At 40.0% G+C, this 13,132-nt stretch carries 19 protein-coding genes; 5 read left to right on the forward strand and 14 right to left on the reverse strand.

The genetic code is table 11. From position 1 onward, the window contains the following. Positions 1 to 60: 60 nt before the first annotated feature. The 4 genes from FGG79_RS08010 to FGG79_RS08025 all read left to right on the forward strand — a co-directional run bounded on the left by FGG79_RS08010 (position 61) and on the right by FGG79_RS08025 (position 2,683). Positions 61 to 786, forward strand: coding sequence for an alpha/beta hydrolase (locus FGG79_RS08010; RefSeq protein WP_138777181.1), 726 nt, complete (start codon positions 61 to 63; stop codon positions 784 to 786). A gap of 160 nt (positions 787 to 946) precedes the next feature. Continuing rightward, positions 947 to 1,471, forward strand: coding sequence for a YjcG family protein (locus tag FGG79_RS08015; RefSeq protein WP_138777182.1), 525 nt, complete (start codon positions 947 to 949; stop codon positions 1,469 to 1,471). After that, entirely contained in the window at positions 1,468 to 1,890 is a 423-nt protein-coding gene (locus tag FGG79_RS08020; RefSeq protein WP_138777183.1) for a GNAT family N-acetyltransferase, read from the forward strand. Before FGG79_RS08015 ends, FGG79_RS08020 begins: the two co-directional genes overlap by 4 nt. A gap of 115 nt (positions 1,891 to 2,005) precedes the next feature. Then, on the forward strand, positions 2,006 to 2,683 hold the full coding sequence (locus FGG79_RS08025; protein WP_138777184.1) for a DUF421 domain-containing protein: 678 nt from the start codon (positions 2,006 to 2,008) through the stop codon (positions 2,681 to 2,683). Here FGG79_RS08025 and FGG79_RS08030 read toward each other — a convergent pair. The 10 genes from FGG79_RS08030 to FGG79_RS08075 form a co-directional block, all read right to left on the reverse strand. Then, positions 2,674 to 3,573: an MBL fold metallo-hydrolase gene (locus FGG79_RS08030; RefSeq protein WP_138777185.1), complete on the reverse strand. Its 900-nt coding sequence runs from the start codon at positions 3,571 to 3,573 to the stop codon at positions 2,674 to 2,676. The genes FGG79_RS08025 and FGG79_RS08030 overlap by 10 nt on opposite strands. A 27-nt stretch (positions 3,574 to 3,600) precedes the next feature. Further along, on the reverse strand, positions 3,601 to 3,879 hold the full coding sequence (locus FGG79_RS08035; protein WP_138777186.1) for a hypothetical protein: 279 nt from the start codon (positions 3,877 to 3,879) through the stop codon (positions 3,601 to 3,603). A gap of 244 nt (positions 3,880 to 4,123) precedes the next feature. Continuing rightward, on the reverse strand, positions 4,124 to 4,384 hold the full coding sequence (spoVIF, locus tag FGG79_RS08040) for a sporulation-specific transcription regulator SpoVIF (protein WP_138777187.1): 261 nt from the start codon (positions 4,382 to 4,384) through the stop codon (positions 4,124 to 4,126). Between the two features lie 182 nt (positions 4,385 to 4,566). Next, a complete protein-coding gene (locus FGG79_RS08045; protein WP_138777188.1) occupies positions 4,567 to 4,692 on the reverse strand; it encodes a YjcZ family sporulation protein in 126 nt (41 codons plus the stop codon). A 79-nt stretch (positions 4,693 to 4,771) separates the two neighbouring features. Beyond that, positions 4,772 to 5,464 carry a DUF421 domain-containing protein gene (locus tag FGG79_RS08050; RefSeq protein WP_138777189.1) on the reverse strand — a complete coding sequence of 231 codons (693 nt, stop codon included), beginning with the start codon at positions 5,462 to 5,464 and terminating at the stop codon, positions 4,772 to 4,774. 15 nt (positions 5,465 to 5,479) lie between these two features. Next, entirely contained in the window at positions 5,480 to 5,836 is a 357-nt protein-coding gene (gene spoVAE, locus FGG79_RS08055; protein ID WP_138777190.1) for a stage V sporulation protein AE, read from the reverse strand. Positions 5,837 to 5,856: 20 nt separating this feature from the next. Further along, positions 5,857 to 6,873, reverse strand: coding sequence for a stage V sporulation protein AD (spoVAD, locus tag FGG79_RS08060; protein WP_138777191.1), 1,017 nt, complete (start codon positions 6,871 to 6,873; stop codon positions 5,857 to 5,859). Further along, positions 6,873 to 7,343 carry a stage V sporulation protein AC gene (gene spoVAC / locus FGG79_RS08065; protein WP_138777192.1) on the reverse strand — a complete coding sequence of 157 codons (471 nt, stop codon included), beginning with the start codon at positions 7,341 to 7,343 and terminating at the stop codon, positions 6,873 to 6,875. Before spoVAC ends, spoVAD begins: the two co-directional genes overlap by 1 nt. A gap of 12 nt (positions 7,344 to 7,355) precedes the next feature. Continuing rightward, positions 7,356 to 7,823 carry a sporulation protein gene (locus FGG79_RS08070; protein ID WP_138777193.1) on the reverse strand — a complete coding sequence of 156 codons (468 nt, stop codon included), beginning with the start codon at positions 7,821 to 7,823 and terminating at the stop codon, positions 7,356 to 7,358. A gap of 262 nt (positions 7,824 to 8,085) precedes the next feature. Then, positions 8,086 to 8,442, reverse strand: coding sequence for a DUF1360 domain-containing protein (locus FGG79_RS08075; protein ID WP_138777194.1), 357 nt, complete (start codon positions 8,440 to 8,442; stop codon positions 8,086 to 8,088). 134 nt (positions 8,443 to 8,576) lie between these two features. Between FGG79_RS08075 and FGG79_RS08080 the strand changes: the two genes are divergently transcribed. Continuing rightward, positions 8,577 to 9,071 (forward strand): CotY/CotZ family spore coat protein, encoded by a 495-nt coding sequence (locus tag FGG79_RS08080; protein ID WP_138777195.1) that lies wholly within the window; start codon positions 8,577 to 8,579, stop codon positions 9,069 to 9,071. A gap of 50 nt (positions 9,072 to 9,121) precedes the next feature. Here FGG79_RS08080 and FGG79_RS08085 read toward each other — a convergent pair whose 3' ends face one another. The 4 genes from FGG79_RS08085 to FGG79_RS08100 all read right to left on the reverse strand — a co-directional run bounded on the left by FGG79_RS08085 (position 9,122) and on the right by FGG79_RS08100 (position 13,119). Next, the gene (locus tag FGG79_RS08085) at positions 9,122 to 9,655 is read right to left on the reverse strand and encodes a CotO family spore coat protein (RefSeq protein ID WP_171050836.1); all 534 of its coding nucleotides are present in this window, start codon (positions 9,653 to 9,655) and stop codon (positions 9,122 to 9,124) included. Positions 9,656 to 9,795: 140 nt separating this feature from the next. Next, entirely contained in the window at positions 9,796 to 10,572 is a 777-nt protein-coding gene (fabI, locus tag FGG79_RS08090) for an enoyl-ACP reductase FabI (RefSeq protein ID WP_138777197.1), read from the reverse strand. Between the two features lie 80 nt (positions 10,573 to 10,652). Further along, complete coding sequence (locus tag FGG79_RS08095) at positions 10,653 to 11,138, reverse strand: DinB family protein (protein WP_138777198.1); 486 nt, start codon at positions 11,136 to 11,138, stop codon at positions 10,653 to 10,655. A 118-nt stretch (positions 11,139 to 11,256) separates the two neighbouring features. Further along, entirely contained in the window at positions 11,257 to 13,119 is a 1,863-nt protein-coding gene (locus FGG79_RS08100) for a monovalent cation:proton antiporter family protein (RefSeq protein WP_138777199.1), read from the reverse strand. Positions 13,120 to 13,132: the final 13 nt, after the last annotated feature.

The raw sequence follows: 13,132 nt of genomic DNA on the forward strand, positions 1-13,132 counted from the left end.
ATGAGAATATGATACAATCTTCCTGTAACCGCTAACACTGAAATATAGGAGGACTTTGTCATGACAACCGCAAGAGGGACCGTTACCGAATTAAACCTCTTTAGTAAAGAACTAAATGAAGAGATTAAGATGCTCGTTTATTTACCGGCAACTTTTTCTCCCCTATATAAATATTCGCTCTTGATTACACAAGATGGTAAGGATTATTTCCAACTTGGGAGAATACCTCGCCTTGCAGACGAGCTTCTTGAGAATAGAGAAATCGAAAACATGATTATTGTCGGAGTACCATACAAAGACGTTGAAGATCGAAGACGAAAATATCATCCACACGGTGAAGAAAATGATTCTTACATCCGCTTTTTAGCACATGAATTGGTGCCATATCTGGATGAGCATTATCCAACCTATCACATGGGAATGGGACGGGCACTTGCGGGAGATTCTTTAGGTGCAACCGTGTCACTAATGACCGCACTAAAATATCCAAACACCTTTGGAAAGGTTCTTCTTCAATCTCCATTTGTCAATGAAAAGGTGTTAGAGGCCGTAGATAACCTTAAACAACCTCACCTATTGAGCATTTACCATATCATCGGTAAGCAGGAAACCGAAGTAAAGACGACAGATGGACAAGTTAAAGACTTCTTAAAACCAAACCGGCAGCTTCATGAACTTTTCGATCAAAAGGGATTCTCATCTTTCTATGATGAATTCGATGGTGATCATACCTGGAAGCATTGGCAACCAGATTTAAAACGTGCATTAAAGATGATGTTCAGCTAAGAACAGGGGAGGCGGACTTCACTCTCCCTCCCGTTAAATCAATGTCAAGTTCTTAATTAAACGTCCGTTTCCTCTTTCGTTCGCCCTATATTAAATTTTTGAAAAATTTGCTATACTAGTAGTATGACAAAGATAGTGAAAAAGAGGAGGATTGAAGAAAATGAATTATGGTATAGTCATTTTCCCATCGAAAAAGCTTCAAGATATCGCGAACTCTTATAGGAAACGTTATGATCCTCATTATGCATTGGTTCCGCCTCATTTGACCTTAAAAAACGTCTTTAGTGCAGATGATGATCAAATTAAAGATATTGCCACTAAACTAACAGCAATCTCAAAAAAATACGACCCCTTCAATCTTAAAGTATATAAAGTAAGCTCTTTCCAACCTGTAAACAACGTAATTTATTTCAAGGTAGAGTCAAAACCCGAGCTACAAGGTCTTCACGATGACATGCATAACCAGAACTTCATGGGCGATGAGCCTGAATTTGCCTTCGTTCCTCACATTACGATCGCCCAGAAGCTTTCGAATGATGAGCACTCGGATATTTTTGGATCCCTGAGCATGCTTGGAATCAACCATGAAGAAACAATCGACCGCTTCCACTTACTTTATCAATTAGAAAATGGCTCTTGGACCGTTTACGAAACATTCCGTTTAGGAAAGGATAATAAGTTGTGAATGTAGAAGTTGCCAAGACAGAAAAGCAGATTCAAGACGTCTTTAACATTCGAAAAAAGGTATTTGTTGAAGAACAACAGGTTCCTCTTGAAGAGGAAATCGATGAACACGAAAATGCTTCAACACATTTCGTCCTTTATGATCAAAACCATCCGGTAGGAGCCGGCCGCTTCCGTATCCTTGATGGAGTAGGCAAAGTTGAACGGATTTGTGTCCTTAAAACGGTCAGAGGAAAAGGAGCAGGACGGAAATTAATGGTTGCGATAGAAGAATACGCGCAGCAACAGTCCTTATCTCAATTAAAATTAAACGCTCAAACCTATGCTATCCCTTTTTATGAAGGGCTAGGATATGAAGTGACGTCGAATGAATTTTTGGACGCGGGTATCCCTCATAAATCAATGAATAAGGTCATCTAAAAAGAACAGGATTCTAGTTTTCGAACTAGATACCCTGTTCTTTTTTTGTTGCACCAATCGTATATTCATCTCTCAACTCGTCGATAATGGTACGTGTATGAAAAGGGGGATCCTCATGGAAATCAAGTCCATTGCCATTGAACTGATTGTTGGTTATTTCGCTTTGCTCATTTTGACCAAAATCCTTGGAAAAACACAGATCACTCAAATCTCCGCCTTTGACTTCATATCTGCATTAATACTTGGTGAACTTGTGGGAAACTCCCTGTATGACGAAAAAATAACGGTCATTCCAATCCTAGCCGCCATTACGATTTGGGGAAGTTTGATTTTCTTCACCGAATACATTACTCAAAAATCAAGGCGATTTCGACATATTCTTGAAGGAACTCCTTCATTGATTATTAATAAAGGTAGGATTAGCTATGAGGAGCTCAAGAAGAACCATCTGGATTTGAATCAGCTTCAGCATCTTCTCCGTGCAAAGGATATTTTTTCGGTTAGGGAATGTGAATATGCCCTACTTGAATCTAACGGTACGTTGAGTGTTATCAGAAAACCTCTTTATGACATGGTACAGCGACAGGATCTGCAATTACCATTCAAATCTGCGACACTTCCTCTTTCTTTAATCGTTGATGGAGAAATTGTTTATGATAATTTGACTCTGGCCGAACGAGAAGAGGCCTGGCTCTTGGATGAAATCAAAAAACAAGGCTTCCAATCCTCCAAGGACGTACTCTATGCCGAGTGGGAAGATGGAAAAACCATTTTGGTTCAAGGCTATGAATGAGGGATGATAACCAGCTGGTTATCTTGAATCGTAAATGATAGTAGCTTGCTTCGTTCCAGACTGGTAAGGTATGCCGTTACGGATGTTCTGAACAAGAGCCACTGTCCAATGTTCGATACAATTATATTATGTAAATCCAAATATTCTTTCAGAATTTGTTCGAGGGATTTCCCTCCTGGATTCAATGTTACCAATTTCAAGAGAGAATTTAACCTCACTTTGTGAAGTTCAATATTCTCCTTTACGGTACGATGAATATTTTCTTCAAATTCACCATGACCTGGTATCGCTCCTTTGCATGAAATGTGAAGGAGTTTTTCCAATGATTCCAATGTTTGATCCGCATCCACAATGAATGGAATGATATGCTTCTTCAACACTTCGAGTCCAAAATAACTGTCGGCTGCAAATAAAATCTCATCCACCAGAATCCCTACCTGCCCGTATGAATGTCCTGGTAAATCAATGACCTCCAAAGAGAACGGCCCAACTCTGCACTCCCCTGTTCTTATTTCTTCAACCATATCCACAGCCTTGCCTTCAAGAAACTTATTTCGCAAATCATTGATTGGCATAGACCCATTGAACAAATATATAGGTTCCAACAAAGGGTTCTCCATGATGGCTTTTTCAACTTTGGGTGCAAACAAGGGTATTCCAAATTTTTCTTTGAGGTAGTGCGCCCCCCCAAAATGATCTGCATGGGCGTGGGTGACCACACAATAATTCAAGGGAAGTCCTTCCTGTGTCAGTATTCTCGTTACTTTCTTCGAAGTTGAAGCATCCAGCCCACTATCAATGAGAAGTCCTTTTCCATCTTTTACACAATATCCAATCGTAACAGCGCCGGTAAATGCAAAACAATGTTCAGTGAATTTCTTAAGTTTCAAGTCGATACCCCCAAATGAATCGGTTCACTAAACATATTCGTTAAAGAGTTTTCCTTTTCCTGTTAGCTGAGCTAATAAGTTCGAAGGAATAGGTTGTTGACTAAGTTCCTGGTATGAAGATCCCTTATTGCCTGTTGGATGGGTAAGATAGCTTGATTCCGATTCCTCGGAATGAGATTGTAATTTATTTTTCAACGGTTGAACAGGTTGAATGGGGAAAAAGCTGAACGGGTGTTTTTCTACTTTCAATTCTCTTTCTTGATATTGTTTATATTGATGGTGGGGAATTGGAGCAATGTATCCCATAATTATTACCTCCTTGGTTTTAGTTACCCATTACGGTCCTTTTGAAAACTTATTGAAGGTGTTTTGGTTTTCATAATTGTGGAGAGCTTGAGGTTTTGTGCAAAGTTGCAGACTGGCAACCTATTCGGTGCATCTGTGAAGAATTTACATTTTTTCAGACGATAAAAAAAGAAAGAAGAATTAACATAAAATACGTGTCGGCACGCATTTTTATGTCCATCCTTCTTTAATTTTTTGAAAATTCTTATTTCTTACCTTTGTTTAACATATTGGAAATGGTCCCAAAATCCAATTGCTTTCCGTCATTTATGATTGATTGGACGATTTTATCTTCCATTTCTTTATTCACAGGTTTATTGGCAATTTTGGATACCCGTTTGATGACGCTTCTAACCGTTGCCTCATCTTTGAAGTTTGCATTTTGTAATGAGTTCGCAAGCTCTAACACTTCGTTCATGTTTACGCCTGTCTTCTTCTCTAAATTCTTAAAAAAGTTATTATTCATTTTCATCACGCCTCCTTTTAACTATAAGCATCATATGTAAAAAACCAAGGAGCGTGATTCATTATCAACTTTTTCATTATATTATCAATTCCTTGCCTTTTACTCTCCTTTTCATCCCTTCCCTTTTAAAAACAAAAAGACAAAATCCCTCCAATTTAGGATTCTGCCTTTTGTACCCCTTTCTAACAGAAGCTAGCTCCAACAATAATTAATAGAATGAAAAGCACAACGATTAATACAAACGTTGAACCATAACCGCCGCCGCCGCCATATCCGCAGCCACCGTAACCACCATATCCATAAGGCATTTAATATCACCTCTCTTTTACCTTTAGTCTCTTATAACATATGTATAGAGAGCGGATTGCGTATGGGCTTTTGAATAAATTATTGTGTGTTTGTCCAATTGTAAAGGTCGAAGGTCAGGTTTCCTTCACAATCTAATTGAGCAAGAAAGATGGATTCTACTTTCAATTCCCTTCTATTTATTTCCTTTACTAACCATGCCAAAGGAAATCCAACTTCTGTCAGGGCTTTGTGATCTATTTTCCCATCTGTAATCACTGCCTGAGGCGGCGTGGATTTTTGTGAGCTATTAAATACATCCTCATGAATGATCGGCCTTTTTTCCTTTTTTAATAAAACACTTAGATCCCCATTGGTATCTAGTGAAGCAAACTCTACATCGGATACACGAAAGACGTCTTTTTTACGCAATTGTTCCAATAGCTCATCAACAGAATATTTTTCTTTTTTCAATGCCAGTTCATCGATATTTCCATCTTTGATGAATACAGTCGGCTGCCCTTCTGCAAATCTCCTGAATCGGATGCTTTTCAGGGATAGAAAAGAAAATAACAGGGGGAATGTAAACCATAGAAGGATACTCATCAGTCCTTCACTCAAGGGGAGCCCAAGGTCCATAGAGAGAGTCCCTGCAATGCTCCCTACAGTGATTCCTGTAATGTACTCAAAAAAAGATAATTTAGAAAGTTGTTTCTTTCCTAATAATTTGGTTATGGCAAATAGTGAAAGTAAAATGAACAGACTTCTCAATGCTACCTGTAAGTATTCAGGCACAAGATTTCACCTCTATTATCCCTTTGGTTTAAAAATGAGCGCTCCTATAAAACCGAATATGATGGCAGAAGATATCCCTGAGCTTGTAACCTCAAACATTCCGGTAAGGACCCCGACAACCCCATGCTCTTGCGCTTCCTGCATAGCTCCATTTACCAGTGCATTCCCGAAACTTGTAATCGGGATGGTAGCACCTGCACCGGCAAAATCAATGAGTGGCTCATATAAGCCAAATCCAGAAAGCACGGATCCTGAAACAACCAATAAGCTTAATGTATGAGCAGGTGTTAGTTTCGCAACATCAAACAGCAATTGACCAATTACACAGATGATACCTCCTATCGTGAATGCCCAAAAAAACATGGCTAACACATGGTTTCCTCCTTTCCCACTTACAAATATTCAATAGATACGGCATGAGCGATACACGGGATCGATTCTCCCTGTTGAAATGTCAACGGGGACAATAGTGCTCCTGTCGCAATGACTAATATGCGTTTATATTTGCCTTTTTTCATTTCATTGAGGAGATGTCCGTAGAGAACAGTAGCTGAACAGCCGGGTCCACTGGCACCCGATTGGACCGGCTGATGATCGCCGTAAATCAGCATCCCGCAATCTTGAAACTGCTGTTCTAATAATTCATATCCTTTTTCCTTTAACATCGCATAAGCCGCCTGCCTTCCTATCTTAGCAAGATCTCCTGTAACGATGAGATCGTAATATGAAGGGTCCCTCCCGAGGTCCTGAAAATGACCAATAATTGTATCGACTGCAGCCGGTGCCATGGCTCCTCCCATATTGAAAGGGTCCTTCAATCCCATATCCATTACTTTCCCAATCGTTGCTGACGTGATTCTTGGTGTAGGCATGATAACGGATGACCCTTCTCCAATGACAGCATATCCTGCCCCTGTGACCGTCCATTGTGCGGTTGGCGGCTTTTGGCCGCCATATTCTGTAGGATAGCGAAACTGTTTCTCAGTAGCAGCATTATGACTTGAAGCACCTGTTACAACGTGATGAGCACCTTGATAATTGACTAGGAATGCTGAAAGGGCAAGTCCTTCCATGGAAGTTGAGCATGCCCCGAACAAGCCGAAATAAGGAATGCCATTCGTTCTGGCCGCAAAGCTTGAAGGGGTAATTTGATTAATCAGATCACCAGTTAAGAAAAACTGAATGTCACTTTTTTCTAATTTCTGTTTTTCCAATGCGATTTGAACAGCATCTTCAATTAGTGTACGATTGGCTTTTTCATACGTCTCTTGCCCCATCCATAAATCATCGTAGAACTGATCAAAATCGGCTGACAAGTCACCTTTTTTCTCAAATGGACCACCAACGACGCCGGTTGAGAGGATGGCAGGATGTGCCGGAAATACCCAAGACCTTAAACCTTTAAGCATTAAATCACCCCCCATTGAATTAAGAGCGTCTTGATTAAAGCTACAACGAAGGCAGAAAAAACACCGAACACAATAACTGAACCAGCCAATTTAAAGATGTTCCCGCCGACTCCGAGAACAAGACCTTCTGTTCTATGCTCAATGGCAGCAGAAATCACTGCATTCCCGAATCCAGTGACAGGTACAGCACTTCCTGCACCACCAAATTGGCCAATGCGGTCGTACATACCGAATCCTGTCAGAAGCATCGCAAGAAAGACCATCGTCGCAACAGTTGGATTTCCTGCTGTCTGCTCTGTGAAATTGAAATAGTAAATATACATATAGGTGACGGCCTGACCGATTAGACAGATAAAACCTCCAACAAAAAATGCCTTGATTACATTCTTCAGTAATGGCCGCTTTGTTTCATACTGTTTTTCTAATTGCTCATATTTTTTTTGTTCAGGTGTTTTTTGTGATCTCCCCACCAAACATTCCTCCTAGGTTTTTTCCTTTTGAAGTTTCACAATTTCCTTGAACTTGGTTTCAGCATCTTTCTTAGAAATAGAACCTTTTTTCAGTTTTTCTTTTAAGCGAATGGTTTCTAGAAAAATTTTATAGTCGCTTGATAAAATGAAATTCTCACCAGGATACTTATTTTCTAAAAAAGCATCCATTTTTTTTTCAATTTCCTTCATTTTGAACCTGTGTAAATGTTTCACTTTATATACGACAAGCGTTTCTTCCTTATCTTGAATGACTGCTACATCATAGAGCTCTTTCATTTTCGAAATTTCCTGTTTGATGGCGTGGCCGTAGCTATCCGTTTCAGGATTGTCCACTAATTCAATGGGAGGAGGATTGGTTTTCTTCATAAGTGCAATCTTACTATCACTTCCATCTTCCTTATTTGCACATCCTATTAAAACAAATAAAGCTAACGAAATGATTATTCGAATATTGTTCATGGCATATCCCTCTTTTATTTGTACTCATCCTTTATTTTTTTCATAAAGTTATTTTTTATGAAAAAAAGACTGCCCAATTTGAGCAGTCCTAACTTTTCTTCACTTTCGACCCGCAACCGCATCCTTTTTTCTTTGTGGATGAGCCGGCTTGTTTCTTTGTATTTGTAGAGGCTTTCTTCACTTCTTGTTTCCTCCTTTATCATCATTCCCTTCCAGTATATGTGAATAATTCCGAGCTTGTTTCCACTAATTACCTAATGAATTAATCCGTTTTCCAACTTTGTACAGCTGCTTCAAAAATGGCAGCAATACCAGCAACTGCCAAAAGGGTGATGAGAGGCATAAAATAAAATGGTAAAAAGAAATACCCTCCGTAAAGAAAAATAGAAACCCAAATTCCAGTACACCAATAACAAGACAATAATTCACCAATAAAACCGACCAATCCACCTTTCTTAGGCGAAAGATAGACCGCCTCTTCACCATCATCTTCGACCACAACATGCTCATCAAAAAATGGGGCTCTTAGAAATTCAGTTATTTTATCAAAGACTATAAGATGGGTTAAACGGAAAATGGCCAACCCTAACGTAATAAGTTCAACCAATGCAAGCTGCAATGAAATGACTCCCTTCGATTTTCAAATTATACAAGCCCAAATTTTCAAAAGAGGGCAGATGTCCGTTACCTAATTGCCTACCTGACAATATGTTAGTAATGTAAATGAAATTCATTTTAAGGAGGAACTTCTATATGGGTTGCGGAAGAGATAAAGACAAAAGTTCAAAAGATCGTGGTTGCGTATGTCAAGCCGTCCGTGCTATTAAAGATATCCAAGACGAAGCAAATCAAGAGTGTAACGATTGTAAAAACGATTGTTTCCTTGAGCCACTAGGTTCAATGGTGAGTCCTACTAATCGATTGAACACTCGTATTTTCAAGTTATATCTTAAAAACGGTGAGACTTTTAAAGCGCACATCAAAGGATGTCCTTGGAAATCACCATTTTTCCGGGTGAAAGAAGTATTCGATAACTGCTGTGCTACGCTTCAAGTGTTAAAGCCTGACTATGCTGAAGGTACTGGTTCTAGATCAGGATCAGGTTCTGGTTCTGGCTCTGAAATGGAGACTATGGGCAATAATACAGAGTGGGTATTTACAGGCGAATGTATCACAGTTGACCTGGATTGCTTCTGTGCGATTCAATGTATCAAAGACGTACACGTATTCCTTGAATGCGAAGACTAATATCCAAGTTCATATGAAAAGCCAGCCGGGTATCCCGCCTGGCTCCTTTTTTATTGCAGTCCAATCATTTTGATTGTTTGAAGTGTATTTTTCCTCATTCTAACCTCTTCACCATTAAAGCTTTTAACGGTTATTTCATCTCCTTCATCGTCTTGGATGACACCCTTTACAGAAACCTCTCCATTTGAAAACTCACATGGAAATGGCACTTTGCCGGAAATACTTGCAGAAATGTAGTCTAATTTCTCCTCAATAGTCAAATCTCTGAAGGGTTTTAGTTTTCGGAATGAGGCAGTCGCTGTCTTTCTCTGAGTCTCGAGAGTGGTTGATTGAACAGCTCTATGTCCTGAATCTTCAACCCCTGTCTCCTGATCAGGGTTTTTCAGCTCATCTAGGTAGTTATCATTTTGTTGCTCACGCACTGTAGTTTTGTTATCGATAACAATCTGTGTTTCCCCTTGTTTTGGTTGAAGCTTATTTTTGGAAGAGCGATACGTTACTTGCATGTTTCCTTTAACGTCTTCCAATCTTGGCTGATTTATATAGAGCAAAGGTTCTTTCCCTGCTTTTTTCTCTGTGTTCACACTTGACACCTCCTAATTGTTCCCCACTTTTATATGTATGCGAATAGCGCCTAGGAGTTTCAATTATTAATGGATTTTTATGAATTCTTTCTATACAAAAACGACTGCAAGAATAGAATCTCGCAGTCGCCAACTATTTATTATCCTAATATGTGATATCCTGAATCTACATGTAGATTCTCACCAGTAATTCCTCTTGAGTAATCACTGAATAAGAATACAGCCGTATCTCCTACTTCTTCTTGAGTTGTATTCCGTCGAAGAGGGGCACGCTCTTCAATTTCTTTCAGGATGCTGTTGAAGTCACCAACGCCTTTTGCAGAAAGCGTGCGGATCGGTCCGGCAGAAATGGCATTGACACGAATATTATGTTTACCGAGGTCATTCGCAAGATATTTTACACTGGCTTCAAGGGAAGCTTTCGCTACACCCATGACATTGTAGTTTTGCATGACTCTTTCTCCGCCAAGATAGGTCATTGAAACGATGCTTCCACCCTCTGTCATCAGATCCTTCGCAACTTTTGCCACAGCAGTCAAGGAATATGAGCTGATATTGTGAGCGAGCAGGAAACCGTCTCTTGTTGTATTCATATAATCTCCTGCAAGTTCTTCTTTATTGGCAAATGCTATACAGTGAGCCAGGCCATGAATAACGCCGACTTCCTCTTTGATTGTTGCGAAGCATTTTTCAATGTCCTCATCACTTGTCACATCGCATGGAAGAACGATCGAATTTTCTCCACCTTCCAGTGTGCCGGCAAGATCCCTAACCCCTTTTTCAAAACGTTCCCCTGCATATGTAAAGATCAAACGGGCACCCGATTGATGTAAGGAACGGGCGATTCCCCATGCAATACTTCGTTTATTCGCAACTCCCATCACGACATATGTTTTACCTTTTAATGAAAGAGTCATTATTATCCTCCTAATTAATACATGTTATTAGTACCTACTACTAATTCTACAGCAATCCCTAGAAAAAGAAAAGAAAATTCCTATCGCATTCTATTTTCCACCTCTTCGACTTGCAGGAGATGCCTCTGTTCATGTTTACCAAGAAGCTCCAGCACTTGCCAAATCGGCATCTCTCCAAAGCGATGATGGTGCATCGAACGATTCTTCAGTCGTTCTTTCGTGTGCTTTTCTAAAAAACGTGTTGTGAATGATCGGGATTCTTCCAATGCCTTCAATAAATCTTCCTTGCTTTGAGGATCTTCTGTGGGTTCGATCGGAGCCTTCAATTTCTGTGTGGGATCATCAAAAACGGTTAAATCCACTCTTTCATTACTTCCACCAGACCCATTCTCAGCTGAATCAAGAGCCAAAGTCATAAAACGCGTTTCCGCTCCCGCAAGATGAAGTACGATCTGAGCAATGCTCCATTCCCCCTCTGAAGGCCGGCGGTTCAATTTTTCCCATGATAAATCCATAAAGCTTGCCTTAATTTTCTCCCTGATCTCTAACACTTTCGTATCCCACATGATGAAAACCTCCTTATTAATTTTTTCTCTCTTATTAGATATTTGTTGGTGAAAGGCCGGATTCCTCTTTATAAATAAAACTTCCCAAGAAAAAGTTCTTGGGAAGTCGAGGTATATCTTAGCAGTACTCACAGAATTCAAGTTCTCGTTTGAGTTCGTCTACATATTCTTTAGAGCCTGTGACGATTAATCGGTCATTCATGTGAAGCTCTGTGTCCCCATGTGGAACAATGGAATCTTTGCCTCTGAAGATCCGCACGAAAATGACATCTCCCGTAAATGGAAACTTACGCAATGTCATGCCTTCAAATTGGCTGTTAAGCATGCGAATTTCATATAGGGACGTTTCTTGGTTTGTCAGGATATTCATGACAGACGGCGATTCGATGAGAGCTCGTAACAATGCCTTCGTGGATAAGAAGACAGAATAGACTTCTATTTCTTGCTCACGGAGGGTTTCATGAAGGTCGGGGCTCTCCACCCTAACGATTACACGATTAACTCCATATTCTTTGGCCGTAACAGCCAATGTTGCATTCACTTCTTCATCACCTGTCGAAATCACGATAATATCTGATTCGAAGATATTCTCTTCTTCAAGTGTATTCAGTTCATAATTATCGATTTCATTGATTGTAAAGAGTGAGTCAGCAATGCTTCGTTCCGATTTATCCTGCTTGGTATGATACAGAACTGGCTCATACAGAGAAGATTGAAGCTCTCTTGAAACCGGCATTGTTAATTGATTGGCTCCTAAGAACGTTATTTTAAGTTTCTTCTCTTTGGCACTCTCTCTCGGGAAGAGCTTTTTAAAGAAGATAGGTGTGATGATACATGTAATGACCGCAACTAAAATGAGGGTACCACTCATTTGTGGGGTGATCATTTCGATTCTTTCTGCGATTTTCGCAGCGGCGATCACCAATGATAATGTCGATGTAAGTAAAAATGCTGATGCAATCGTGGTTTTCGTATCATACCAGAATTTCAATAAATAAACCGGAATGATTTTGGAAATCAGGAATGCTATTAACAATAACGGAATGAGCAGGAGCATCTTCTTATCACTAAGTAGCGATCCAAGATCGAGCTCGACACCGACCATCACGAAGAAAATCGGAATTAAAAACCCATATCCAAACGAATCAAGCTTATGAACCATTTCCTGGTTCGGTGCAAGCAATGATACGAGCACGCCTGCAAGGAAGGCCCCTAGAATATTTTCCGCTCCAACCGTCTCTGAAACTGCCACCAGTAAAATAATTAACGTAAAGACGGCACGTGTACCGATTTGAACGGTTCCTGTAGATAAGCTCTTGATGAATGGGTTGTTCTTCAACCTCTTAGCAAGGAAGTATAAAAGCACTCCAACCCCGAAAAGGATTAATAGTAGCCACATATTTCCATGCCCCTCTCCATAGAGGGAGACGAATACGGCTAATAAAATCATGGTCGCAAGATCTGCAATCACTGCCACCAATAGGATAATCTGTCCGATGGCACTTTTCATAATATGGGCTTCCTTCAATGTAGGAACCACTACTCCGAGTGAAATCGTCGAAATGATCAACGTCATCAGGAATGCATTATCAATAAGACCAAACAGGACAAATAGATACGATAGTCCAAGGGACACTAAGAAAATACCTATGAAAATGATGATTGCTAATTTCAACCGGTTCGGCTCTTCTTTCCCATTCGGCATAATCTCTTTCTTCTTTTTCCCACCTGAGAACGCTGTGAAATCAATTTCTAGCCCGCTTAAAAACATTAGGAAAATAAAGCCCAGGGTAGATAAAGTCTCAAGCCACATATCCTGATGAACGAGATTAAACCCGCTATTACCAATAACCAATCCCATGATGATTTCCGCAATCACAACAGGGATAAAATTCAGCTTAAGTCGATGTAGCAAAATGGGAGTCAAAAAAGCGACTAGGATTACAATGACCAGTGATGCAACGGATGCATGCTGTTCCATTTATTCCTCCCCC

Origin of the sequence: Bacillus sp. BHET2 (assembly GCF_005938125.1) — a bacterium.
Classification (GTDB): domain Bacteria; phylum Bacillota; class Bacilli; order Bacillales; family Bacillaceae_B; genus Rossellomorea.

Excerpts from the sequence above, each read along its gene's own strand:
- fabI (WP_138777197.1), bottom strand. The coding sequence starts at position 10,572 with ATGACTCTTTCATTAAAAGGTAAAACATATGTCGTGATGGGAGTTGCG.
- FGG79_RS08100 (WP_138777199.1), bottom strand. The coding sequence starts at position 13,119 with ATGGAACAGCATGCATCCGTTGCATCACTGGTCATTGTAATCCTAGTC.
- FGG79_RS08080 (WP_138777195.1), top strand. The coding sequence starts at position 8,577 with ATGGGTTGCGGAAGAGATAAAGACAAAAGTTCAAAAGATCGTGGTTGC.
- FGG79_RS08010 (WP_138777181.1), top strand. The coding sequence starts at position 61 with ATGACAACCGCAAGAGGGACCGTTACCGAATTAAACCTCTTTAGTAAA.
- FGG79_RS08070 (WP_138777193.1), bottom strand. The coding sequence starts at position 7,823 with ATGAACAATATTCGAATAATCATTTCGTTAGCTTTATTTGTTTTAATA.
- spoVAD (WP_138777191.1), bottom strand. The coding sequence starts at position 6,873 with ATGCTTAAAGGTTTAAGGTCTTGGGTATTTCCGGCACATCCTGCCATC.
- FGG79_RS08045 (WP_138777188.1), bottom strand. The coding sequence starts at position 4,692 with ATGCCTTATGGATATGGTGGTTACGGTGGCTGCGGATATGGCGGCGGC.
- FGG79_RS08025 (WP_138777184.1), top strand. The coding sequence starts at position 2,006 with ATGGAAATCAAGTCCATTGCCATTGAACTGATTGTTGGTTATTTCGCT.
- FGG79_RS08035 (WP_138777186.1), bottom strand. The coding sequence starts at position 3,879 with ATGGGATACATTGCTCCAATTCCCCACCATCAATATAAACAATATCAA.
- FGG79_RS08095 (WP_138777198.1), bottom strand. The coding sequence starts at position 11,138 with ATGTGGGATACGAAAGTGTTAGAGATCAGGGAGAAAATTAAGGCAAGC.
- FGG79_RS08015 (WP_138777182.1), top strand. The coding sequence starts at position 947 with ATGAATTATGGTATAGTCATTTTCCCATCGAAAAAGCTTCAAGATATC.
- spoVIF (WP_138777187.1), bottom strand. The coding sequence starts at position 4,384 with ATGAATAATAACTTTTTTAAGAATTTAGAGAAGAAGACAGGCGTAAAC.